At 56.2% G+C, this 24,820-nt stretch carries 19 protein-coding genes and 1 pseudogene; 12 read left to right on the top strand and 8 right to left on the bottom strand.

The genetic code is table 11. The annotated features are described in order from the left end of the window. Positions 1-26: 26 nt before the first annotated feature. Positions 27-1,478, bottom strand: coding sequence for a phospholipase D-like domain-containing protein (locus ASD03_RS38465; protein WP_082557467.1), 1,452 nt, complete (start codon positions 1,476-1,478; stop codon positions 27-29). A 696-nt stretch (positions 1,479-2,174) separates the two neighbouring features. Further along, positions 2,175-2,492 (bottom strand): DUF982 domain-containing protein, encoded by a 318-nt coding sequence (locus ASD03_RS38450; protein ID WP_158268930.1) that lies wholly within the window; start codon positions 2,490-2,492, stop codon positions 2,175-2,177. Positions 2,493-2,670: 178 nt separating this feature from the next. Between ASD03_RS38450 and ASD03_RS34100 the strand changes: the two genes are divergently transcribed. Together ASD03_RS34100 and ASD03_RS34095 are read left to right on the top strand one after the other, a co-directional pair. Continuing rightward, entirely contained in the window at positions 2,671-2,925 is a 255-nt protein-coding gene (locus tag ASD03_RS34100) for a hypothetical protein (protein ID WP_057218422.1), read from the top strand. Between the two features lie 209 nt (positions 2,926-3,134). Beyond that, on the top strand, positions 3,135-5,384 hold the full coding sequence (locus tag ASD03_RS34095) for an EAL domain-containing protein (RefSeq protein WP_063997125.1): 2,250 nt from the start codon (positions 3,135-3,137) through the stop codon (positions 5,382-5,384). 53 nt (positions 5,385-5,437) lie between these two features. Here the strand turns inward: ASD03_RS34095 and ASD03_RS34090 are convergent, their stop codons facing one another. The 4 genes and pseudogenes from ASD03_RS34090 to ASD03_RS34075 all read right to left on the bottom strand — a co-directional run bounded on the left by ASD03_RS34090 (position 5,438) and on the right by ASD03_RS34075 (position 8,942). Continuing rightward, positions 5,438-6,013, bottom strand: a complete 576-nt coding sequence (locus ASD03_RS34090) for a cysteine hydrolase (protein ID WP_057218669.1) — start codon at positions 6,011-6,013, stop codon at positions 5,438-5,440. A gap of 443 nt (positions 6,014-6,456) precedes the next feature. Continuing rightward, positions 6,457-6,980 (bottom strand): annotated as a pseudogene (locus ASD03_RS34085) (transposase); the annotation flags it as partial. A 39-nt stretch (positions 6,981-7,019) separates the two neighbouring features. Continuing rightward, positions 7,020-7,691, bottom strand: a complete 672-nt coding sequence (locus ASD03_RS34080; RefSeq protein WP_199197000.1) for a hypothetical protein — start codon at positions 7,689-7,691, stop codon at positions 7,020-7,022. Positions 7,692-8,447: 756 nt separating this feature from the next. Next, on the bottom strand, positions 8,448-8,942 hold the full coding sequence (locus ASD03_RS34075) for a ferritin-like domain-containing protein (protein WP_057218419.1): 495 nt from the start codon (positions 8,940-8,942) through the stop codon (positions 8,448-8,450). Between the two features lie 210 nt (positions 8,943-9,152). On the opposite strand from ASD03_RS34075, the gene ASD03_RS34070 reads away from it, so the two are divergent. Further along, the gene (locus ASD03_RS34070) at positions 9,153-9,455 is read left to right on the top strand and encodes a hypothetical protein (RefSeq protein ID WP_063997124.1); all 303 of its coding nucleotides are present in this window, start codon (positions 9,153-9,155) and stop codon (positions 9,453-9,455) included. Between the two features lie 39 nt (positions 9,456-9,494). Here ASD03_RS34070 and treZ read toward each other — a convergent pair whose 3' ends face one another. Beyond that, positions 9,495-11,372, bottom strand: coding sequence for a malto-oligosyltrehalose trehalohydrolase (treZ, locus tag ASD03_RS34065; RefSeq protein WP_244494723.1), 1,878 nt, complete (start codon positions 11,370-11,372; stop codon positions 9,495-9,497). 873 nt (positions 11,373-12,245) lie between these two features. Here treZ and ASD03_RS34060 point away from each other — a divergent pair. The 6 genes from ASD03_RS34060 (at position 12,246) to ASD03_RS34035 (ending at position 18,982) form a co-directional block, all read left to right on the top strand. Further along, a complete protein-coding gene (locus ASD03_RS34060; RefSeq protein ID WP_348523286.1) occupies positions 12,246-12,476 on the top strand; it encodes a hypothetical protein in 231 nt (76 codons plus the stop codon). A gap of 519 nt (positions 12,477-12,995) precedes the next feature. Then, positions 12,996-13,523 carry a DUF4142 domain-containing protein gene (locus ASD03_RS34055; protein WP_057218413.1) on the top strand — a complete coding sequence of 176 codons (528 nt, stop codon included), beginning with the start codon at positions 12,996-12,998 and terminating at the stop codon, positions 13,521-13,523. A 326-nt stretch (positions 13,524-13,849) separates the two neighbouring features. Continuing rightward, positions 13,850-14,200, top strand: a complete 351-nt coding sequence (locus tag ASD03_RS34050) for a hypothetical protein (protein ID WP_057205418.1) — start codon at positions 13,850-13,852, stop codon at positions 14,198-14,200. 530 nt (positions 14,201-14,730) lie between these two features. After that, positions 14,731-14,925, top strand: coding sequence for a hypothetical protein (locus ASD03_RS34045; RefSeq protein ID WP_057218411.1), 195 nt, complete (start codon positions 14,731-14,733; stop codon positions 14,923-14,925). A 599-nt stretch (positions 14,926-15,524) separates the two neighbouring features. Continuing rightward, positions 15,525-16,730 carry a plasmid replication protein RepC gene (gene repC, locus ASD03_RS34040; RefSeq protein ID WP_057218409.1) on the top strand — a complete coding sequence of 402 codons (1,206 nt, stop codon included), beginning with the start codon at positions 15,525-15,527 and terminating at the stop codon, positions 16,728-16,730. 440 nt (positions 16,731-17,170) lie between these two features. Continuing rightward, positions 17,171-18,982: a YbhB/YbcL family Raf kinase inhibitor-like protein gene (locus ASD03_RS34035; protein ID WP_082557464.1), complete on the top strand. Its 1,812-nt coding sequence runs from the start codon at positions 17,171-17,173 to the stop codon at positions 18,980-18,982. A gap of 84 nt (positions 18,983-19,066) precedes the next feature. On the opposite strand, the gene ligD is transcribed toward ASD03_RS34035, so the two are convergent. After that, complete coding sequence (gene ligD / locus ASD03_RS34030; RefSeq protein WP_057218665.1) at positions 19,067-21,703, bottom strand: DNA ligase D; 2,637 nt, start codon at positions 21,701-21,703, stop codon at positions 19,067-19,069. A gap of 458 nt (positions 21,704-22,161) precedes the next feature. On the opposite strand from ligD, the gene ASD03_RS34025 reads away from it, so the two are divergent. From ASD03_RS34025 to ASD03_RS34015, 3 genes are read left to right on the top strand one after another with little or no spacing between them, the layout of a single operon-like run. After that, entirely contained in the window at positions 22,162-22,779 is a 618-nt protein-coding gene (locus ASD03_RS34025; RefSeq protein ID WP_244494722.1) for a nutrient deprivation-induced protein, read from the top strand. Then, positions 22,772-23,188 carry a phage holin family protein gene (locus tag ASD03_RS34020; RefSeq protein WP_057205397.1) on the top strand — a complete coding sequence of 139 codons (417 nt, stop codon included), beginning with the start codon at positions 22,772-22,774 and terminating at the stop codon, positions 23,186-23,188. Before ASD03_RS34025 ends, ASD03_RS34020 begins: the two co-directional genes overlap by 8 nt. Further along, positions 23,188-24,168 (top strand): DUF3618 domain-containing protein, encoded by a 981-nt coding sequence (locus ASD03_RS34015; protein WP_057218407.1) that lies wholly within the window; start codon positions 23,188-23,190, stop codon positions 24,166-24,168. Before ASD03_RS34020 ends, ASD03_RS34015 begins: the two co-directional genes overlap by 1 nt. The last annotated feature ends 652 nt before the right edge of the window (positions 24,169-24,820 follow it).

Here is a 24,820-nt window from a genome sequence, read left to right as displayed (position 1 = left end):
AACTCATGATCAAAGGCGACCAAACCTCAGGCCCAAAGGCCGAGCAGGCGCGAAATCACGCGCTTTGCGCGGCTACGCAGCCAGACAAGCGGGTGAAAGGGCTTTCGGGGGTCGATGAGCGTGGTTCCCGCGATTTCTTTGGTGGGGCCTCGGGTGATGTCGATGTCGAAGTGGCGCAGGCCCCTGGCAGATTTATTAAGGCGCCTGATGGTCTCCATCAATGAGTTGGTCTTCGCGAAGACATCGTGCACAGCGTCAGGGGTTGTGCCCAGATGTTCGGCGAGCAGTCGATTGCGGACCGTACTGACTGAGTGCCGGCAGGAAGTGGTCAACCCCTCGATCGTCAGGTCCGCTTCTGTATCCAGGCCCTCCGATCGGCGGTTGAGGTTGGATGAGCCGACACGAAGAAAGTGATCATCGACCACGAGAACCTTCGAATGGACGAGAATCTCGCGTTCATTCCCCTGGTTGTCCGGAACAACGGGATACATAACCCAAAGACGATCATCGCGGTCGGCGCGCTTCAGCTTCCGTATCAATCGATCGCGGTTGTCGCCCATGATCAATTTTTCAAGCAGGCCATGCGAGATCCGGGTGACGAGAATGACGATCTCAGGTCCATCTTGTTCGCAAAGACGTTCCAGCAATATGTCGCCGACACCGAATGATGCGAGATACTGAGCTTCTATATATATGTGCTTACGAGCGGCGCGCAGAATGTCGTGTACCAAGGTAATTGATTCACGACGCGACCGCCGGCGATCGCCATGGGCTTCCGTGCGGGACAATGCAATTCTGCAATCGGTGAAATCCGCGGCGAGACCGGGTGGCCAGAGTGTGACGGGGTTTTCAAGAGGCTCGATGACCTCGCGGGTGGCGTGGAACCAGCGCCGGCGCACCAGCGCGCCGATCATCTGTGCCGCTTGTCCGTGAACGGCCGCCTGCACATCGTGGACGGGATCATAGGCCTTGCCATCCGGCGTCACGCGCTGCGGGTTGTCCGGATCGTGGCGGCTGTTATCCCATCGCCGTGCCGTCAGGTCGATTCCGCCGAGAAACGCCAGATTTGCATCCACAGTCACAAGCTTCTGGTGGTGGGAGCCAAAAAACGGATGACGAAGGTCGAAGGCGATTCTGACCCGTTCGTGTTCAAGGATACCTTGTTTTCGGAATATCTTGAGCGATTTTCCTGAATAGAGCGGGCCAAAACCCCAGACAAGTATTCGAACCTCGAGGTCTGGGTTCGACGCGAGAATGCGTCCTAGTAATTCTGCAAGGCTCTCAGGGCGCTCGGAGCCGGGTTCAAGGATGATGTCGGGATTAAAGTCCCAGCCTACGATCCAAATCTCCCTTCGAGCGCGTTCAAATGCGCTGCGCACCTGCTTGAAGTAATCTGCAGCGTCGACAAGGATCGATATCCTGTCCGCGATCTCGGTTCTCCAGACATTGTCGCCCGCTTTGAATATAGATGCACTCATCGGAAAAACACCGGTTTCCCATCGCTTCTTTACTCGGCGACGAAGACAACGGCCGTGTCTTAAAAATATCGCCTTAATTGATCGGCTTCTTCTTCAAGTAAATTCGCGACATCGTCTATCGGCATGTGGGTTGCGCAAAGGTGAACTGCGCACTCCAAGAAACGTATTGATGAACGACGCAAATAGGCTTCTCGTTCGCTCTCTGCGAGTTGTTTTATAATTCGATACTTTTTTCCATCGTCTGTCATGGCACCAAACCTTGAACACGCATCTAGCTGCCGAATCTACCATAGCCTTGTTGGCTTGAAGTTGTTCCCGGGCGCCCTGCTAAGTACACCTCGGGTTAAGTGGGAGGGCCACTTTCGGGCAATCTCTGCCAGAATGGCATTCCTTATGACCGAGGAACGAGAGGGAACCGAGCGGCTGCGTTGCGCAGCCCACAGCACGGCAAATGCTGCGGCTGCGGCCGCAGCTCCGAAAAGGAGGGTTGATGCGCGAGGATCGACCCGGGTAGACTGTATATCAACATCGTATCCGGCTTCTTTGAACTTCTGCCGAAGATTGGCCAGCTCCCTACGCAAGTGCTGAATTTGCTTTGCCTGGCTCATGGGTTTTTGTTCGCCCACAGATCCTGAAGCCGTGTCGATGACACCCTTTGGGATGGTTTCTCCGATCCGCGTTGGTTTCGCCATGGTCCTATCCTTGATCATTTATGCTGTGAGGAAAAAGCCAACCATCGGTTACCTGCGGCGGCACAGGAGAGAGCGCCGCAAGTTTTGCGCCCGCCTCCAGGCAGGCAGAGATGAAGTGTTCGCGGGCGACAGCAGCAGGAGCTCTGCCATTAAGAGCGGCGCGGCAGGTGATGTAGCACTGTCTATATTGCTCCCCATCAATCCGCGGCCACCCGTCCTGAACCAGTGCGAAGGCCTCGTTGACCGACGAAACCGTATGCTCTTTTCCATTCGGCAAGTTTATGTGAAGCGGTGTGGACCATATGAGTTCGGTATAGATCATTTGTCGCTCCGAGCGCTCGATCCGCGGTAACGCGGGAAACAAGATAATTGCCACCCAACGCCGCAACGGCCAGGAGGTTCCCACCCCACAACAGCATTTCTCCTTGGAACACATAGAGCGCTATTGAGTTCGACAGATGTTTAAAACGGCATTTTGCCGATTCCAAAGGAGAAATACGATGTTACTTAGATCAGTAGCCGCAATAGTGTTCGTCGCTGCAGCCGTGACTCCCGCGGTGGCCCAGCAGGACATCGTGTGCGACGAAGCTTCAATCATGAAACTTGAGCAGGGACTTGGTCAAATTCCCGACGGGGCAAAAAAGATTGAATCGGCAAAAGAGATAACTATGGCCAAGGAAGCTATGGCGGTAAATGACATTGAAAAATGCAAGTCGCATCTTGGAAATGCGGTCAAAGGCATGGATGCGATGTAACCGATACCGGAGGGCGCGATCGGGTTCGCGCCCTCCGTGTTCAGCCCGAAACGTTCCCGGGATAAGTACTGGTTCAACCCCGTGTGAGCCGATATATGGCGGGTCAATGCGAATCGGGGATACCAGACCTTGGACGAGACCCCATCACGTTTCGCTCAATTAACCTAACAGGCCCTGTATAATGTGCAGCCCTGCTTGGAGATGGGGAAATGAGTTTGGTTGAGACGACAGAATCGAATGATGCGGGGTTGGCATTCACACGATCTGAAAAAATCCAGCTGGCGCTAAAACTCGTTCTACCTGTCGTAGCCGGTGCTTTCCTGATGGCTGCGATCTACTCGTCTGTGTACTGGTCGGCGGGCGGCGCCGATGATGTCGCAGCCGCGCGCCAGACCCGCCTGTTCCAATTGGTGATCTCAAAACTGAGGATGGAGCTTGCTCACGAACAGGAAAGCGTGACGGTCTGGGACGACGCCATTGATGCCGTAACTGCCCAAACAAAAGACCAGGAATGGCTCGACATGAACCTCGGGCGGTGGATGCACACGTACTTCGGACACGATGGTGCTTTCGTACTGTCACCGGCCGGGCGCCCCGTTTATGCTTTCTGGCGCGCAGAACGGCGCGGGCCAGAGGCCTTCGACGAAGTCGCCGATGCCGCCATGCCCTTGATCAGAAACTTAAAATCGAGGCTCGCCGCAGGCGACGAGAGCGGTATCACGCAACAAGTCCTTTCCATCGGGGAGAGCGACTTTGTAGTGATTGATGCAAGGCCGGCGGTGATCAGTGTCAAACCCATCGTTTCTGATACGGGCAATCGCACGCAGGCGCCAGATGAGATCTACATTCATGTCGCGGTGCGCTACCTGGATCGTCGCTATCTAACGACGCTTGGTGAAGAATATGCTTTCGATGATCTACAGTTCCACAATGGAATTATTGGCGATCAATCGAGGGCGACGGCACCGTTGACCACACGTTCGGGTCAGGTGGCCGGTTACTTTTCTTGGTCACCTTTCTCGCCCGGAGCCGACTTGGTTCGAGCGACCACTCCCATCCTAGCAGCGACCACAGCGTTGATTTTGGCTTTGACAGTCTCAATGGGTGCCTCAATCTGGAACCGGTCACGGCGCTTGAAAACGAGCCAAGCACAATTGAACCATCTTGCCTTTCACGACGGATTGACAGGGTTGGCCAACCGGCGAACGTTTCACCGACGCCTTGCTGAAAGGCTCAACGGCGCGAGCAAGCCGCGTGAACTTTCAGTTCTGTACATGGATCTGGACCGCTTCAAGCAGGTCAACGATATGCTTGGACACCCAGTCGGCGACGCATTGATCATAGCGGTGGCTAAACGATTGAATGAGGCCGCCGGACTTGCCGAAACAATTGCGCGCATTGGTGGAGATGAATTCACTGCTATCATAGCCCATACAAACCGGCAGGATGTCGAAAAACAATGTCAGCGGCTGATCGACGCGATCCAGGAACCCTTCGAGGTCAAGGGGCACCCCATTCGAATTGGGCTCAGCATCGGCGTGTCCATGTTAGGAAGTGCGCATGGCACCCAACACAAATCGGCGGACGAAATGATGCGCGAGGCCGATATCGCCCTCTATCACGCCAAGGGCGCGGGACGGAACTGCTATGCCATCTTTGGCGCGCACATGGACGAACTGATCAAAATGCGCCGCGAGCTCGAGCGAGATCTACGCGCTGCTCTCGAAGCAAAGGATCAGTTCGAAATCCATTACCAGCCGGTCTATTCCGCATTAGGCCGCCAGATTACGGGCGTCGAAGCCCTGTTAAGGTGGAGGCATCCTCTCAAAGGTTTGATACCGCCGGATATGTTCATCGGTCTTGCAGAGGAAATTGGGGTTATTGAAAAGATTGGCTCCCTTGTCCTTAAGGAGGCCTGCACCGCCGCCTTACCATGGGAGGGCCTCGGACTTTCCGTCAACGCATCGGCGCTTGAGATGCGGAACCCGAACTATGCCCGCAATGTGCTGGCCGTTCTTGATGAACTGAAATTTAAGCCGGAGAGACTGGAAATCGAAATCACCGAGACAGCGCTTGTCGATGAAGATGGGCAGTGCGAGAAGAACATACGCGCACTTAGAGCGGCGGGCGTTCGCTTCGCTCTTGATGATTTTGGCACGGGTTTTTCTTCCTTCGGGCGCCTACAGCGTCTGGAAGTCGACCGCATAAAGATTGACCGTTCTTTCGTGAGTGGTTTCGGAACGCCGGGGGGAAACGAGGAAATTGTTCAGGCAATCATAGGTCTGGCGCACGCCAAGGGGCTGAAGACGACCGCCGAAGGAATCGAAACAATCGAGCAACAAGAAGCGCTGTGTCGCTTGGGATGCGACGACCTACAGGGTTTTCTGTTATCTCGCCCCGTGCCATCGCAGGTCATCGCGGAGATCCTGCAGCAGCGCGCATCGACAATTGAGACGTAGGCCCCATCGTGAACCACGTGCCCGTGTTGTGAGTTGAAGGTGCCAACAGCACCTTAACGCGAAGGCGGAGTAAGGGCACGAACGTCACCTTTCGAGTGAAGGAAATCGGCAGTCGTGGAGAGCGTCAACTGCGCCGAAAACCGTTCACCTAACAAGCGTAGCGCGGCATCATGCGTCTGGTCAGCGCCACTACAAACGGCATCTTCGAGCACAAGGACCCGGTAGCCGAGATCGACGGCGCCGAGCACAGTCGCGAGGACGCAAACGTCCGTTTCCCCACCCGTCAGCACCACCGTATCCACCCCGCATTGTCGCAGTGATTGATGAAGTTGGCCTTCGAGCCAAGGTGAGTAGATGCGTTTGTCGATGATCCTTGCCGGCGGAACAAGTCGGGCCAAGCAAGCTGGAAGCTCCAACAATTCTCTGGGCAGATGCTCGCCTGTCATCATCCACCATTTTGCGTAGTATTGAGCCCACATGCCCGGTGCGTCCTGCGCGCGTTCCGGTGGGATGAAACGGGTAAAAATGGTCTGCTCTGGAAAATTGGCGGAGACCTCCGCGACATTGGGTAATACCCTGGACATCCATTCCACTCTCCACGGCGTGTCCTCATTGAAGAGCCGTTGCATGTCGATGCAGAGATGCTTCCAGTTACGAGCCAAGTTCAAATCTCCCTCCGAGCTTGCCGGCGGTTGCCCCGCGCATCATCCTTCGAACTCAATTTGTGTATGATCGTTCCCTGAGAATGTGCGGGGGTAGCGAGCCGGCCTTGCAGCAAAATTGCTCAAGCCTAGTGCCTTTGATTTTTCACTCAGCGAAGCCCACCCTGCAAACAGCGGGTTACGTCGAGGGGCGACCGCGAGCAGGCTGAAACCACCTCGCAATTGGTCTCTCGCGAACTATGGTCAGCTAAGTTTTGGGAAAGGGAACATTGAACATCGAACGCCGTTGTTCGGAGATCGCTGGTGTAAAAGCGAGAAAGGCCAGCTCGTCGACCGTAAGCGCGATTTTCGATGCGCATTGACGGCTGCGGCACTGAACCGCCCTCATATCGGTAGCGTATCCAGCTCTATTAGGCCGCAGAGTTTTTGGAGAAGTTGAACGGTAGCAGGTCGACGATGTCGGCCGCTTCGTCGCGCTGCAGCAGCTCATTTAGCACATTGCGCAGCCAGGTGAGTGGGTCGATCCCACAGGCGCGGCAAGTGAGCATCAGACTGTAGATCACGGCGCTGGCCTTGGCTCCGTCAGCGATGTCGCTGAACAGCCACGATTTTCTGCCGGTCGCAAAAACTCTGATGTCGCGTTCCAGAATGTTGTTACCAATCGGCATCCTGCCGTCGCTGGTGTAGCGCGTTAGGTAATCCCATTGGTTCAAAGTGTAGGACACGGCATCGCCGAGCTTGGTATCCGGCACGAGCTTCGACGCGATGTCGTCGAGCCACGTCTTTAGGGCGTTCAGGACAGGCAAGCTGTGCTCTTGCCGGAAGCGGTGAATGCAGTCGGCCTCGTCTCTCCGGCATCTGGGGTTTTGTCTCTTGCCTGCTTTTCGATCCGGTAGAGCTGTTCGAAGAACCGGAGCGCCTGTTCCGGCAGTCCACCCCCGTTCTTTCTGGTTCTGAGTCGTCCCAGCCATGATCAAGCTTTTGCTTGAAAGTACGGATCGATGCGCAACATGGCAGTGCGAACCGGCGGCAGGCGCTCATCGAGACGCATGGCAAAGATCATTGCATGCGACAGCAGAATGGCGATGGCGAGCAATGCCGCATAGACCAGCAGGACCGTCGCCATCGGAACAACGAAGTTGAGTTGCGGCAGGGCACCCAGCATCATCGGCACGTACCAGGAGGTGGCGGACACAGCGCCGGAAACGAGAAAAGCGCTGCGCTGCGTCGATGTCATGCCGTCCATCAAGGAGCGACCGACCTGCTCCTTGATCTTCGGCAGGATGATCGAATGGATAAACATGCCGTTGATGGTAAGGATGAGCACGATCGCTATCTTCGCCCAGACCTTCTCGTTGCCGAGCTTTGCAGGGTCGAAAATGCCGTAGTAGATCAGGAAGCCGATCCCTGATGCCCACAGTATCATCAGGCCTGCATTGACGATGCTGGAGCCGAACTGAAACACTGCCAAGTGTTCTTTGGAGATTTTTCCCTTCAGCAAAAACCGAAGGATCAGAAGGTCGAGTACAGTAGCCGCGCCCAGCCCCAATGCGAGTCCTAGAAAATGTACTATTCTCAACGCCGACTTAAGTGTCGTTGCCGGCTCCTGGCAGAGCGTATGGATTAGGATATTCAGATCGATCACGTTGCACCTCTTCTCCAGTCCACAGTGCACAGGTATTCCTCGCCGCAGACCGATTCCGGCCGCAACTCGAATACTTTGTCTTTTCAGGGATAACGGAGAACTACAGCGAACAATCTAACCGCATCATGTCCTGACTACATGTGCACTACGGGATTTACCCGTGCCCACTTGTTGATCTATTGGCGGAATGGGCCGGAAAGGGGGCATTTGGGTGGCGAAAAGGGGGCTGCGCCCTGATATATAATGACATTATAAGAAACTCAGATAGTTAGCGGGTTGCCTGAAGCCACTTTTTTGATCACCGGCCTGTGAATTTCCGTGATTATGGTGCTTGGTCCCATGCAATCCATCCCCGTCAAAACCTGGTGCGGCGAGTCCGAGATCTCAAATCACCCGCTCTAGGCAACGCAAATCAACCGCGCCGGCGGTAAATAGCTTCCAGCCCGCCGGCGGCTTTCATTGAATTCTTGAGTACAGATTTGAAGCGTCGACCGAACCAACGCACGGCGTTTGGCTGAGCTTTCGAATCTGGACGGGACGAATAACGGATGCATGAGCCAAGCCTTGCGCCCTCGGGACAGGAAAGCGGCTCGGCGCCAATGCGGCAACTTCATATCTTCCCACTTATGACGCAAAGCGCGGGGGTTCGGTTACATTTGGAGAATCCCATAGTCCAAGCTTGGCCGCCCGTGAGCCAGCACCCTGCGCCCCGTGTTAGAGCGGGGCACGGCGGTTGCTGGCTCACTGTAGTTCAGGTCAAGCTGCCTTTGCCTTCATATTTGCCGCGCTAACCGCTAACTGGGTCAATTTCTTATCCGTAGCGCCTTCTTCCTGAAGGGTGGCGTCGAGCAAGGCGACTGCGTCCTTAAGACCCAACTGTTGGGCCCAGGTTTTCAGCGTGCCGTATCGGGCGATTTCGTAATGCTCAACTGCCTGGGCAGCAGAGATGAGGCCAGCGTCGATCGCCGGTGAGCCTTTGAACTCTTCGATGATCTCCTCTCCCTCAGCAATCAAACCCTGGACCGCCTCACAGGTCTTGCCCTGGGCACGTTTCCCGATGAGTTCAAAGACTTGCTGGAGCCGTTCCACATGCCCCTCCGTCTCGTCCTTATGCTTCTCGAACGCGGCCTTGGTGTCACTTGACTGGGCGGCACGGGCCATCTTCGGCAGCGCCTTCAAGATCTGACGTTCTGCGTAGTAGATATCCTTCAGAGTCTCGTGAAAAAGCTTCTCCAGATTTGCTTCAGCCATGTGTTCCTCCTTGGTTGAGGATACTCTAACCTGACTTGCAGCAAAAAGTTCCGGGCTCGTGTGCAGATCGATAACAGCCTGGCTCTTCGGCCTCCCGCGAACGGGACCATTCGGAACCTATCTCTCGCGATGAAGTTATCTTGATAGGCTACAACCAAGCCACCATGGCGACATCTCGCCAACAACGCCGTTATGGGGCGGAGATTAAGCATGCCGTTGTTTTACTTCAGGACGACCGATCAGGAGGGGTTTAGCGCCGATGATCGTGGCTTCGAGTTCCCTGACGAAGAATCCGCCCTCGCGGAGGCGAAGTTAACACTTGCTGAAATGGCAGCAGATGGGCTGCCGCTAGATCCCGTGTCGATGATTAGCGTGCAGGTCATGAACGAGGACCGTATTTTGCTGCTGGAAATGCGGCTCGTCTTGGAGATAATTCCGAACACGAACTGGTCGGAAACTGGCAACGACACGCTCTCCCATTTGCCTGAGTCGCGACAGGGCCGCGGAAGATAAACGTGCTTTAGAGTTGTTTCAAAGGAAGATGGCCAGGACTCAGCCGATGAGATGCTCCTGCCAGTCCGCAACATCCTTTGCTGACGGAACCCGTTGGGGCCCTCTCGCTTCGGGCGTTAGTAACAACGCTGTGTTGCCAGGTAGCACCCAGCGTCGATCAAGATCGGCGGGCCGTTGCCCGCCTCCTCCATATGGAAAATCCTCGCTAGACCAGACTATTGTCCACCGGTGAAACTCCGGAGGAGCGAATAAAGGATCGGCCAGGCTGGCAATCACCAGATCACGACCGAGATTTATGAGCAGAAGGCGATCATCCTTGCCTTGCGCAGTGAGGTATCGCAATAAGAGGCAGCGATCGGTCAAAACACTTCCATCCACCGCTGCCGGCGGCTCCCCTTCGCCAACGACCGGAATGCACCGCCGTAGGGCGATCAGGTCTGTGTGCAGTGCGAGCATGTCTTCATTGCGCTCGGCATCTTCCCAATCAAGCTTGCAACGCTCGAATGTTGATCGATCACACGGATCGGGCATGTTCCGTCTGATTTGCTGGTCCCTGAAACTCGCGAACTGCGACAGGAAAGCAAGCCTCCCATCTCGTACGCTCGATCTGTTGTCCTTTGCAGCGTCGCTGAAATAGAGGAAAGGTGTGCTCGCTGAAAACTCTTGCCCTTGGAACAACATCGGCGTTTGAGGTCCGAGAATAAGAAGCGCCGTCATTGCCCTGAGGCGTGCGCTGCTCGTCAACTGATGGATGCGTTTTCCGCTCGCCGAATTCGCGATTTGATCATGATTGTCGAGGAAATGCACGAAATTCGCCGGAAGCAGATCGCGCGCTGGCTTGCCCCGGGCCTTGTTCTGCCAGTTGTATCTTTGGCCCTGGAAAAGGTAACCATATTTCGCTGCCGACACGAATTCCTGCGGGTGGCCCCGATAGTCGTGGAGATAGGCCTCGCGTCGACCGGTAAGCGCAACCTTGGCCGAATGATGGAAATCATCATTCCAAACGGCGTTCATGCCAAGCCCCCCTCGTTCCGTTTCTCGGACCAAGTTCGCGTCCTGAGGTTCGTTTTCGGCGAGCAGGTACAGCTTCCTCACGCCCGCTGCCCGTCGACAGGCGTTCGCGATCTCTGCCACAATGTGCTTCTCGCTTTTGTCTTCAAGTGCCTGAGTGGCATCAATCCTCAGCCCATCAAAGTGAAACTCCTCGATCCAGTAGACAGCATTGCAGATGAAATAGGTCCTGACTGCATCACAACCGTCACCGTCCAGATTCAGCGTTCTGCCCCATTCGTTGCGTTCGCCCTTAAAATACGATGCAGCGAACCGATCAAATCGATCCCCGGGCCCGAAGTGATTGTAGACGACATCAAGAATAACACCGATGCCGACAGCGTGCGCGGCATCCACGAATGACCTCAGATCGTCGGGCGTGCCGTAAAGTCGCGTTGGAGCGAAGAGTAAAACGCCATCATAGCCCCAGCCGAAGCTGCCCAGGAATTCGTTCACTGGCATCATCTCGATCACTGTTACACCGAGATTGCGCAGATGTTGCAGCCGTTGTCGCGCTGCTGTCCAGGTCCCTTCTGGCGTAAACGTGCCGACGTGTAGCTCGTAGACGACTCGGCCTTGTGGGGGCACTCCTGTCCAGCCCTGGTCGCGCCAGATGAAATCTGACGGTTCGATGACCTGCGAGGGTCCCGTCGGTCCGAGTGGCTGGAACCTGGAAGCAGGGTCGGCTTCCAGGACCCCGTCATTATCGAGGTCCAAATGATAGTTTGTCCCGATGCCCAAACCAGCTACGAGGCCAGAGAAATATCCATTCCCTTCAGCGTGGAGTGGGTAATGTCCATTATCGGTGACGACCGAAACGCACTTGCGCGCCGGTGCCCACACTCGAAAGGATACACCTCCCCGCATCGGTTCGGCCCCAATGGGGAAACGCCGGCTAATCAGTGCCTCGTGCGCACTCGGACTCATCTGACATACTCCATTAGCCAGCATCACTCGAAGGGAGGGTGATGGAGCCTAACCGGGAACTTTGAGGCAAGTTCCAAGGATGCTAGCTGGCACCGAACTTCCTGCGGCATTCGATCCGACTGTTTTCTGCCTGGAAGGTGCTTGGCTACACGCTGACCAGCGTAATCTCGCCTAAGCTCGAGGCTCACCAAGATGGCCTCATGGCGGCGCGGCGCATGCTCTTGCGGATCCGCGGCAACGAGACGGTACAGGATATTCAGGCTCTAGTGTATTTGTCGGTCGGGCGTCCAGGCTGGCCCAAACCACAGGAGCCAGAGAGCCGCAAGAATGGGAAGGGACCCAACGGTTAACAATATTACGGCCACCATGATTCAAACCTCCGTCGGGACATGGTGTTGCGGTATCGGCCCGTCGCATCACATGCACTTGCCGTCAGTTAAGACCCAACAAACCGGCAGTGTTTTCGTTCCACTGCTGCAGCAGCTGCGTGATGGGCCTGCGCTGCCACCTACCGCATCGTCGAGGCAATTTCGGTGGTCTTGCCTGCTCCCGTCGTAGTGCGATCAAGAGAAGAAGAAACCGGTCGCGCGGCTGGGAACCTTTGTCAGGACCAGCGGTTAGTTCCTAGTATGAACGTCATCCTGCAAAAGGGAAATCGGGTGACCAACGAATGTCGTCAAGACAATGAGAAAATCGGAATGGAAAGGCTCCAACTACCGGGACCGGAGAGGTGAAAGCGCAATGACGACCGGCGTGGAAAACAATCCACGCACAGGCGTGCTCCCTCCCCTTGAATTGAACAGGTGAGAAGTCGTGAAATCTGCCGATAGAGATGTAGTAGCGCTTTCCGAACAGCTTCGAGCGATGACGGATGACGAACTGTTTGGCCGCATGGGCGAACTGGAAAAGGAAAGTGAGCGACAATCGGTACCAGACCAAGCCGTCTTGGCATCGATCGCGCTTGTGGAAACCGAAATCGAAAGACGTTTTCCAGGTCAACTCATGGCTCCTTACCGTGAATGGCGGCGCCGCGAGATCTTATAGCTCCCCGGCGTCACGCATTGCGGGGCGCATGGCCCCGCATCACAGAAGCCGCTGATCTACTGGCGTGACGTCTTGCGCCGCGCCGCCCGCATTTCGGAACAGTACTGGAGACCCCGGCAAAGTACGGCACACCCTATGGCACCGCCTGCACCTCGATGCGCTGCTATCGTAAGGCATTTTCAGCGATCGCTGCGTCATCGAGTGATCGCGTTTGCGTTCCTCCTAGCCAGATCGGCAGGCCTGCGAGATGATCTGCAACAAGTATCTGAACGAGAGCTACCTGGGCACTAGATCCGCAACCAGGCGACCTTGGTGGCTGAACCCTTTGCCAAGCGGCCCCAGCATGTCGTGAGCCGGGACCTAACCGGTGGCTTTCGAATCTGCGGCAGCACTCATCTAAGCCTCGGAGCGCCGCGGTTGATCTCCGGAGACATCGCCAAACGAAGACTCGGAACACAACGGGGCTCAAAGGGTTGGAGCCGCACGTATGGATTGAGAGACTATACAAAGGAGTTTACGATGAAATACATTGCCCTTGCTACCGCGACACTGCTTCTGGCGGGCTCCGCCATGGCCCAGTCCGCGGCGGAGAAATCCGGTGTCAATACAGCGCTTGGTGTGCCGCCTAAAACCGAGGATTTTGTCAAGGAGGCAGCCACAAGTGACATGTACGAAATTGAATCGAGCAAGCTTGCCGTGGAGCGGGGCGATCAAGCGATCAAGAGCTTCGCCGAGCAGATGGTTGCAGATCACACCAAGACGTCGGATGAACTGAAGCAAATGCTCTCGTCCAGTAAGGTGAAGGCAGAGCTTCCAACTGCGATGACTGACGAGCAAGTGGAAGCGATCAATGAACTAAAATCCATGCAGGGCGCGGACTTCACCAAGGAATACCTCTCCCAGCAGGAAGACGCGCATGAAGATGCGGTGGATCTTTTTACCCGATACGGGAGCGAGGGTGACAATCCCGAACTGAAAGCTTGGGCTGAAAAGACCAGACCAGCGCTCCAGCATCACCTTGAAATGGTCGAGGGCATGAATAAGTAAATGGAGTTGCTTGTTAAAAGCGAAAGCGTCGACCGTTGGCCGCAAGCTCGCCGCGTCCCTAATGAGGATGCGGCAGTGCCGCTTGGCAGACAAATGTGAGAAGTCGCTGTTTCGATTCTGCTGTTCATGTTCTCGTCCATCCCAGCCGTATCAGAGCACTATCCGTCGAGCAACGATCGTGTTAGGGTTGCAGGGCTCGAGCAAAAAACGTCTTAGAATATAACCCGACCCAGCCCGGTTGTCTGCCGAGCTATAGATCCTGAGCCTGGTTTAGCACCACGCGCTTGGCCAACCGGCCAGGCAAACCCCAAGGAAGGAGCATGATAATGAACCGCATAGCGACTTTATCCGCGATTGTTGCCCTCTCCGTCTTAAGCATTAGCGAAATTGCTTATGCCCAGGGTGCCGAAATGAACTGGCCGGCCAACATCGAGAAAACGGTGACGGACTTCAAGGGCGACAAGGTTAGCGTTGTTCAGGTCAGCACGCTGGCGGAAGCGAACCAGACGCGCATGTGGGTGGAAAAAGCGACTCCCGAACAACGCAAAGCATTGCTCACGGCGGTCGAAGGCAATAAGGCCCTTGCCGAGCAGCTGAAATCGCAAAAAATCGAGATGGAAAACATCGCAGGCGCCGAACAGGCCGCGGACGGCGCATTGATCATTTACGTTCGCTGAGCCCGACAGACGCGGGATGTGAAGCTTGAAACTGTCGCGTCCCGCATCTGCCAAGATTTGCCGGGGGAGCAACTCCCCGGCGCTCAAACTCACTATCAATACACTCGTCGGTTCCGCGCGACTGAAAGGGCGGAGGCAACGGTATGCGTGCCGCTTTGTTGGTGCCGCGATATGAGCGTTTGGATATGCGCTTCGCTTGTATATCTCGACTTAAACAGCAGGATTTCTGAACGGTTGTGCGTCAATCCGTATCGGTTTTTCTTTGCGCCCTTCTGCCGGTAATTGGTACCCATGCACTTTGATGCCGCGGGGGATAGCGGCCTATCCTGGCGTACCGACCAAATCAGCGATCAGAAGATCTGGTAGGGGATGGGATCCTTTCCCCCCTGCGTCGTGAAGCGGCGGCTGATCTCCAGCGGTGTCTCGTTCTCGGAACTTCCGTGACAAGCAAACGTTTGATTAGCACTGGGCATGGGCCCTTTCCCACGACCTGGCTAGGCGAGGTCGCAAGATCGAGAAAAGGAGCGCTTATGCAAACCGTGGATAGACTTATCATCGACGCGGAGCGCTTGGCCGATTGCAGGGACATGGTGGAGATCGAACTTCACGAGCTTATCGAGCGAGCAATCAGATCAGGTTACGCGGCCGGAGAGGTACTCGTAGCCGTAAGTGAACTGGCCGCCGAAGAGCTGGCACCAGCGCTAGAATTTCCAAGCCTGCACTGAGATAGGCGACTTCTAGCGCTTTACCAGAAAAATAGAAAGACGGTACCGCGTGTGCCGGCATGCGTTGGGATCAGCGCCTTTGACATAAAAAGGCCTCCCTATCCTCCCCTTTCCACCGCGATTGCGAATAGTAGATCTAGGTTCGAACCGGCTCTCGTTTCTCGCCTCGCTCCTCTGTCACCTCTTTGAACTGCTGGAATTTGCGAGCCGGAAGTCCGTGCGATGCCAAAAGAATCGTGAATCCGACAAGGCAAGCCCGAATTGCCAGTTGCGCGGGCCTTGCTGACGCCAACAGAATCGGTGTGTGATCGGCAATTGGAGCCCATTGGCTGCACCGCGGGCGGACAAGTCGATCTCGCGGCCAGTTCGATGTGGCAAAGTGCTTCGCTTAAGACTGGCGTTGGCCGGATTTGTGCGGAGAAGATGAAACAGGAGTTGGAACGCAGAGGAATAAAGACCGCCAGACGTTTCCGTTGTGGAGCCCTTCTCGATCTGTAGCGAGAAAGAGAAAGAACTCTCCACATTAAGTTGCATCAAGTGCAGCATCGGCACGTTCCGGTGAGCGGCATTCTTTTGCCTTTAGCAAGGTGAAATGGACGATGGAGAGAGATGCTGTAACGACGCCCTTCGGGCGGCGAGCGATGACGCTTGGCATGTTGGCCACCCAAGTGCTTTCCCGACAAATCGGACCGGGACAAACGGCCGGAAAGTGGAAACTGTTCCAGTCGTTATGCGAAGCAAGGTTGCATTTCGGCCTCAGTGAGCGTTCGCTGCTGGTGCTGAATGCTTTGTTGACTTTCTATCCACACGACGAGATCAGTGAAGAAAACGGGCTTGTAGTCTTTCCGTCCAATTCGCAGCTTGCTCGTCGGGCGCATGGGATGGCCGAAGCGACTTTGCGCCGACATCTCGCTGCCTTGATCAACGCGGGCGTCTTGGCTCGAAAGGATAGTGCCAACGGAAAGCGCTACGCACGCAAGGACCAGTCGGGTGGCATCAGCGAAGCGTTTGGCTTTTCTGTCGCGCCGCTTCTCGTGCGTGCCGAAGAGATCACAGCGATTGCCATATCAGTAGCAAATGAAAGGCAAGAACAGCGACGATTGCGCGAGCGATTGACCATCTGCCGTCGTGACGTTTCCAAGCTCATAGTCGTTGCTCTGGAAGAGGGGGCACCAGGAGACTGGTTTGCGGTCCAAGAGCGATTGCGAGTTATGACCCAGACGCTTGTTCGACGCCCGACCAGGCAGCAGGTGGAGGACGCGCTTGAGGAATTCGAGATGCTGCGAGAAGAGGTCACCAGCCGGCTGGAATTGAAGTTTAAATCGAAGGTTATGAGCGGCAATGCCGATCATATTGATCGGCACTTACATAATTCAAACCCCCACTCCCCATCTGAACTTGAACTTGGCTCTAGAAGGGAGCCAAAAGCGAAATCCGAGCCAACCAACCCCCGTGAAAACGGGGAGATGACGATCTTCCCGATTCAGGTCGTGCTGAAAGCATGCCCCGAGATTGTTCCCTACGGACCCTATGGAACAATATCCAGTTGGCGCGATTTGATGGTGGCGGCGGTGACCGTGCGCTCGATGCTCGGTGTTAGTCCGTCTGCCTATCAGGAAGCTTGCGAGGCGATGGGCCCGGAGAATGCCGCAACGACCCTCGCCTGCATTCTCGAGAGAGCCGGTCACATCACTTCCGCGGGCGGCTACCTTCGGGACCTGACCGCCAAGGCTCGCGGCGGAAGGTTTTCGCTCGGTCCAATGATCATGGCGCTGATGCGGGCAAACGGACAAGGGATGGGTTAAGTGCGGTCGGTCGTCGTTCGCTCTACGCCTATTTTGCAATTGAAAGCCTGCCTAAGGGCCGAATTCGCTAGCCCCAATTCCTGTCGGATTTTGGAGAGCGAGAACACGACGCATACGCCTGCTTCTCGCCAGTGATTTGGTGGAGCTTGCAAGGAGAAATCATTGGAAAGAGGAGCGCGTGCTTGCGGGTGATGGCCGTTCGTCAAACAGGGCGGATTAAGACAGGAGCCAAAACATTTGAAAACATGCGTAATAAAGATCTTTTGAGGCGGAACATACACTCGCGGCAGATGTTGGGTGTTCGCAAGAAGCCGGACGGTCCAATTCCCTCACCGCGCCAGCCCCCCGGTGGACCGTTCGGCGCTCCCGGTGTCTTTGTGAGGTAGGCGGCGGAACAAGTCGGTCCCGGTTGTTTGTTCCAGGACAGCAGGAGGAGGTTGATGCGTTCCCCATTGCCAACTCACTTCAGTAGATTTCTCCTTTTCACTACCGCCGTTACCCTGTCAGCGACTGCCTCGGCGCAGATGAAAGGCACGGCAGGAGAGTTCTCGGATGTCACAATCGAAAGCTCCGTATTGGAGCCGGAGAAACTCGCCGTGCCGGACGACAAGGAGCTCACGTCTTTAATCAAGGCGCCGGAAGGCTTCACGGTTGAAGTATTTGCGAGGAACCTGGTGAACCCCCGTATGCTTGCAGTCTCCGAGTCAGGAGTTCTTTATGCAACTCGTCGAGCCGTTGGTGACGTAATCATGTTGAAAGACGACGACGGCGACGGCAAAGCGGAAACGGTACGGACGGTTGCCAGCCGACCCGGCATGCACGGCATTGCTTTCGCTGAAAACGACGTATTTCTGATCACCGTCAATGACGTCTACACTGCTCCGGTCAAGGAGGATGGCACTTTCGGACCACTGACGCGTATCATCAACGATCTTCCCGATGCCGGCCAACACGCCAACCGAACGTTGGGTCTCGGGCCCGACGGCATGCTCTACATTTCCGTTGGCAGTACCTGCAACGAATGTCAGGAGAGTAATGCTGAAAACGCGACTATATTGAGGGCGTCCAAGGATGGAATCTCGAGATCGATATTTGCCAGCGGACTGCGCAACACCATCGGGTTCGATTGGGAGCCTACCACGGGGGCTCTTTATGGGTTTGATCACGGTATCGACTGGTTGGGTGATGAGGTCCAGATCGAAGAACTCAACCACCTTGAGCAGGGCAAGCGCTATGGCTGGCCATACATATTCGGCGCCGGCGAATTCAACCCTCATATCAATCCTGCGGAAGGCATAACCCTGTCAAAGTGGGCCGCGCTATCGACTGAGCCGGTGCTCGGCTACACTGCGCACAGCGCGCCGATGCAGATGGCCTTCTATCAGGGCACTATGTTTCCGTCGGATTATCGGGGAGACGCCTTTGTGGCAATGCGCGGATCGTGGAACCGCCGTCCTCCCAGCGGCTATGAGGTCATTCGCGTCAACTTTGAGGACGGCCAGCCGAAAGCTTTCGAAAAGTTTCTCCAGGGTTTCTTGCTACGCCAGGAGAACGGCAGATACGGTTACCTCGGACGATTGGCCGGCATTGCGGTCGGCAAGGATGGTTCCTTGTTCGTCGCCGATGATTCAAATGGCTTGGTATACCGGGTCTCATACTCGGGCGAAGTCAACGGCTCGCAGTCAAGCTTAGTGAACACCCCCAATACTTACCGCGAACTTCCTCCATCGAAAATCGCGATCGAGCTGCTTGTGGCGAAGTCCCCCGCTCCAATAGAACTCAACGCAATTTTCGCTGACAAGAAACCGATCCCGCTGTCTTATGCCGCAGACGGTGAAAATGCTTCGCCGACGCTGGGCTGGCGCGGCGCGCCCGAGGCAACGAGATCCTTTGTCATTATCGTTGATGATCCCGATGCTGCAACGCCGAAGCCATTCGTTCACTGGCTAGCCTACGATCTGCCAGGCAATCTCAATCACTTGAGGGAGGGCCTGCCGAATGATCCGGTCCTCTCGCACCCAAAAGATGCAAAGCAAGGCATGAATTCGGCTGGATCGCTCGGCTATATCGGTCCGAAACCGCCGGTCGGTGACCCAGCTCATAATTACCACTTCCAAATTTTCGCGCTGGACGTGGAGACGCTAGGGCTCGATCCTGGGATGACAAGAGACGCCGTGATTGCAGCGATGAACGGACACGTGCTCGCCAAGGGTCAAGTTATCGGGACGTTCCAGCGTGAAGACACTCGTTGAAAGCCAGGTTCGGCTCCAAGGATGGGCCCTTGGGAGACCATCAACGGTCCAAGATCTTTTGAGATTCAGCCGATCCCACTTCGGTTACCGAGCCGTACCGCCCAACCGTTCGATCGCCGTTGCGAGCGAGCGCTGACTGTTGCAATAGTCCTGCCAGGCGGTGCTCTTGGCCAATAGGTCTGGCACGCTGCGGATGGTGTAGTGTGTCGGGTCAAGGCCCTTTCTTACCTGGCTCCAATTCAGGGGCATCGAGACGGTTGCCCCGTCACGGGCCCTGGGCGACAACGGCGCAACTGCGGTCGACATTCGGTCGTTTCGCAGATAGTCGAGAAAGATGCGTCCCTCCCGCTGGTTCTTTGCCATTTTGATCAGATAATGATCTGGATTGTCGCGCGCCATTTCCTCGCAGACATCGTGGGCGAACTGTTTGGCCACAGACCAGTTCAGGGCTTTGCCTTTGGCTGCTGCAAGGGGGGTGACGACGTGCAGTCCCTTCCCTCCGGTTGTCTTACAAAAACTGACAAGACCGAGTGTTTCCAGGCGGTCGCGGATTTCTCGCGACGCTTCGATGACGCGATCAAACGCCACTCCGGGGCCGGGATCGAGGTCGAACACAAGGCGTCCGGGCACCTCGGGTTCACCGGGTTCGCAGTTCCAAGGATGCAGCTCTATGCCGCCTATCTGAGCGATGGCGGCAAGACCTTCGACCCGATCGATCTGGAGATACGGCTTCTTGTCACCGAAGACAGTGACGAGCTCGAGCAAGTTCGAGGTACCAGGCAAAGCGTGCCGTTGGAAAAATTGTTGACCATTAATCCCATCGGGCGCTCGGATGATCGAACAGGGGCGTCCTCTGATGTGCTCGATAAGCCAAGAGCCCACAGCCTCATGATAATGAGCAAGATCGACCTTCGTCACTGGCTCGCCATCACCACTATCCGGCCATAGCGGCTTTTCAGGGTTGGAAATCAGCACCCCCATCACTTCGGCTTTGCTTTTCTTGCGAGGAGGTGTCGGCAATGTTGCTGGTGTTTCGGGATCCGCAATCGCCTTCTTCGGGGAGGCGGGCGCTTCCGCTTCGACCTCTCGGGCCGGTTTATCTTCGCGAAGACCCTTGAACGCCGCTTGGCGCACCTGCCCGTCTCCCGTCCAGCCGGCGAACTCGATCTCGGCGACAAGCTCGGGCTTGAGCCACACGACACCGGGCTTCTTCTTGGGCGCCCCTATGCCGGTGAACGGAGACTTCGCCGCTTCAAGCGCCTGCAGTTTGGGCAAGATGCTTTTAACTGTCTTGGCACTGTAACCCGTGCCAACCCGCCCGACGTAAACGAAATGGTCACCGCGATTAACGCCAACAAGTAAGGAGCGGAATTTGCCGTTGGTTGTCGAATAGGCGCCGATCACTACCTCATGTCCCGCGCGGCATTTTGATTTCGCCCAAGTATCGGTTCGGCCCGATTGATAGGGCGCGTCCGCCCGTTTAGAAACAATGCCTTCAAGTGAAAGTCGACAGGCCGACTTTAAGACCGCATCTCCGCCCGTTTCAAAATGCTCAACAAAACGAACGCGGGGATCATCGCCAGCTTTCGAGAGCATCGCAGCTAGTTGATCCTTGCGGGTTGTAAGTGGCTTTTCCCGCAGGTCTTCGCCTTCGGCAAACAGGAGATCAAAGGCGAAGTAGACCAGGTCATCAGTCTTCGCCTCTGACAGGGCTGCCTGGAGAGCCGCGAAATCGGGCGCCCCATTTTCATCGATCGCGCAGACCTCACCGTCAAGTATACTGTCGGGAAGAAAGGCTCCCGCCTTGGCAATGGCTGGATATTTTGCGGTCCAATCCAGGCCCTTTCGGGTCTTCAGCGTAACGTCGCCGTCTTTGACCCTCATTTGGATACGGTAGCCATCGAATTTGATTTCGTGAACCCAGCCCTCAGTCGAGGGCGGACGAGCCAATGTTTCGCATAGCTGCGGCGGGATGAAATCTGGTGCGGGTCCGCGTGTGCTGCTTGCTGGCTTCTTGCTGGTCCTACGACCGGCTTTTTGCTGTTTTGCGGCTAATCCGTTCTTGCTGTCCCAAACAGCGTCGGCCTCCAATCCCCCGTCTTTCGACATGAAGGGCGTAGGCTGTCGTCCTTTTCCTGACGCGATGGCTTCCATGGTGCGGCCAGATGCAACCGAACGGTTATTCTTCTCCAAGACAAACGCACCGTTCTCCTCCACGGAATATTCGTCGCGATGTTTGATCAACAGCCAGTTGGTGCGTTTGCTGCCATTGCGATCGTTGCGCATGCGCACGAGCACGAAGCTGCCTTGCAGACGTTCACCTTCCAACGTGAACTTCAGGTCACCGTTGGCTAAGGCCTCGTCCGGAGCCTCTTTCCCCTCCGGTTCCCAGTAGCCGCGATCCCACAGCATCACCGTTCCGCCGCCGTATTGACCCTTGGGGATGGTGCCTTCAAAATCTCCGTAGTCGAGGGGATGATCCTCGACCTCTACGGCCAGGCGTTTATCGTGCGGATCGAGCGACGGCCCCTTCGTCACGGCCCAGGATTTGAATACGCCATCAAGCTCGAGGCGGAGGTCGTAATGCAAACGCGTGGCGTCATGCTTCTGAATGACAAAGCGCCGGCGATTAGAGGGCTTTACCTCCGATTGACCGCTTGGTTCACGGGTCTTTTCGAAATCGCGTTTCTGTCGGTAGCTGGATAATTTCTCACTCGCCATGACGCCCTCGACTGACATTAAATGGACCTTCCGGGGGAGGCTTGCCTTAGCTAGATAAAGCCCCTCAGGCGATGAAAGTTCCTGGGTGGCCGAGTGTTTGGTTCTTGCGAAGAGAGCTATTGTTAGGCGGGCCGCAAAACCGGTCCGGCGGCAGATGATTGGGGCAGGCTCCTTATCCTGCGCCATTGAGGATGACATTCCTTGAGGCTTTGCTGCAGCGCACACCGGGCCATGGTGGCAAGTGTGCAAGGGGCAAGGCTTTGTCCAGCGAGCAGGTAGAAGATGACCGCTAGATATGCGTTATGGTCCCTTTGCGGGATGGGTATTGCAGCTCGTTGGTGGCGTCCAGTTACCTGCTCCAGGAATGGTTGCGACACTCCGAACCAGAACAATCCTATTCCACGCGGTTGCCGTCGAGGTGGCGGAACAAAGGCATTGCCTTGTGGTTGGAGCGCAAAGTGCAGCAGTCGCTGCCTGAAACACCTCGTGAGGAAGCCATGCCAGACCCAACCAACCAGATCACACAGGGTGGCGTTATGCCCCCAGCCGAACCCAGGTTCTCCGAAAGCGCCAAAGATGGAGCAAAACCCGCCAGTCTCAGCGACTTAAAAGCGAGGGTCAGCGACGATTTAAGCGCTGCGACGGATGCCGTTAAGGACAGCGCGAACACTGCGATGGAAAGGGTGCAAGACACCCTGGCAGAAAAAACGACGTTCGCGGCGCGTCAAACGGCGGGGATCGCTACTGCTCTAAAGAAGGTGGGTGCGGAGCTCGAAAGGGGTGACCAGCCGGAAGTAGGCCGGTACGCTAAGCAGATCGGCGCGAGTGTCGCAGCGGTTGCACGGAATATGGAAGGCCGAGACCTCGGTGAAATAGCCGGAATGGCGGAAGACTTTGGCCGCAAGCAGCCGGTCGCATTCCTGGGGTTGGCTGCACTGGCCGGGGTCGCTGCGAGCAGATTCCTTGCAGCGTCTGCACGACGCGCTTCTAGTCACGCTGCAGCCAGCAAATCGGCTGCCGGTGACTTTCAGTCCCCTGGGGCGAGCTCCCCACTAGGAGGGCGTGACAATGGCTAAAACGACCGATCAGATGCCCCTTTCCGAACTTGTTGGCGGCCTTGTTTCAGATGTCTCAGGCCTCTTGAGGAAGGAGATTGATCTTGCAAAGACCGAGGCCTCCGAAAAGGTGGCAAAAGCCCTCGGCGGCGTCGAAGTCCTCATGATTGGGCTGATTTTTGCGATCGGCGCGGTTGGAGTGTTGCTGAGTGCGCTGGTGAGCGGTCTTGCTGCGTCTCTCGTCAGCAACGGAATGAACGAGGTCACCGCCAATGCGACGTCCGCCCTAGTCGTCGGCCTGGTGGTTGGCCTGATTGCTTGGGCGCTCATTTCCAAAGGTCTCGCAACATTGCGGGGCTCCAATTTCAAGCTTGACCGCACGACCGCATCGCTTCGCCGCGATGTCGATGTCGTCAAGGAGAAAATGTGATGGACCAATCGTCAGAAAAATCCTCGGCCGACATTCAGCAGGAAATTGACGCCGACCGTCAACGGATCGAAGCACGTATAGGTGCGATCCAGGAGCGTATGTCCCCCGGGCAGCTCGTCGATGAAGTGATTGCCTATGCCAAGGGCAGCGGCGGGGCCGAGTATCTCAGCAACCTCGGCAACGCGTTGAAAGCAAACCCCTTGCCCGTGGCCTTGATGGGGGTGAGCCTCGCCTGGTTGATGGCCAAGCAAGGGTCAGCCCCGGACGAGTATGCAGTACCGTTCGAAGAACCTTATCCGCTTTATACCGCCTATGGATCCGTGCGGCGCGTTGGTCCGCCGGAAATGGTTGGCGAGGAACGCTACAGCCATTTCACCGACGACGCTGGACAGCGTTTCCGGGCTCTGACCGACAGCGCGGGTCGCCGTGCAGGCAACTTTCTTGACGCAAGCGGAAAGGCCTATCGGGGGTTTGCAGATGCCACTGGCAAGCAGATCTCGAATATTACCGATGAGGCGGGTGCGGTGCTCCATGCCTCTACTGGTTGGGCGTCTGCGAGTTGGAACAAGGTCAAGGACACGGCTGGTGATGTTGCTCGAAGAGCCACGGACGCGGCAAGCGCCGTGGTCGGTTCGTCATCTGCGGCAGGATCAACTCTCAAAGACCAGTCCCATCGTCTTAATGATGCTATCCTAACGCACTTCCGCGACCAGCCGCTTGTTGGTGGGGCACTGGCGTTTGCCGTCGGAGCCGCCATCGGTGCAGCGTTACCGCACACTGACGTGGAAGACGAAGTTCTTGGAGAGGCGGCAGATGCCGTAAAGACCAATATCGCCGCGCAAACCTCCGAACTTGTCGAAGAAGGCAAGGAGATGGCATCTGATGTCTACGAGACCGCTGTCCACGTCGCCTCGGACGTTCATAATGTCGCCAGGGATCGCGTCATGGAAGAAGTTGAACAAGTAAAGACGGAGCGTTAGCGCTAATCGCGCCATCCACGGTGAACGGTCGCGCTGGTGCTGCGATCGGTATCAGAGCCTGTGGGCGGTCTGGACGAAGCCCCTCGGTTGGTCATGGCGAGAGGCTGCAATCTGGCCCAGTGAGCGCATAGTTTACGAATATCAATGTAGTGAGGGTGCGGCGAAGGTGTTGAGCGAACAACGGATAGCCGCGCTCTAACTGAAAGGACGAACGTCTCACCAGCAGAACACCCCGACAAACACCCCAATCAGGGGGCCGCATCATCTCGGAACAAGGGGGCGGTTAATTCTCGGAATTGGGGGGCGGCATCATTTCGGAATGCGGGGGCGGATTGCCTCGGAATCTGCACTCCTTGGTGCTTCCGCGTTCTCGCGAGCCACGCGTTTAGGGTGGTTAGCTCCCCAGCGGCTGACAGGAATTCCTGTTCACGAGTGAGCATACGATCTTGTGAACAGGCTTGGGGTCGGAGGTGGAGGCGTTCGGCGGAAGGCACCGCGCGAACATAGGCTATCTCGGTCGAGGAAGCTCGTTACAAGAGCCCGTATTCAGGACGGGCTCTTGTTCGCTTATTTTGTGTTCTTGTGGCTCTGCTGGCCGGCTTTCACGTCCTGTTCGTGACTTCCGCCTTGTTTGCCCGGGGACGTGCTCTTT

It is taken from the genome of Ensifer sp. Root127 (assembly GCF_001425225.1).
GTDB classification, from domain to species: Bacteria; Pseudomonadota; Alphaproteobacteria; order Rhizobiales; family Rhizobiaceae; genus Ensifer; species Ensifer canadensis.
The sequence above is the reverse complement of the archived record's forward strand: the minus strand, read 5'-3'. Positions and strand labels throughout refer to the sequence as shown.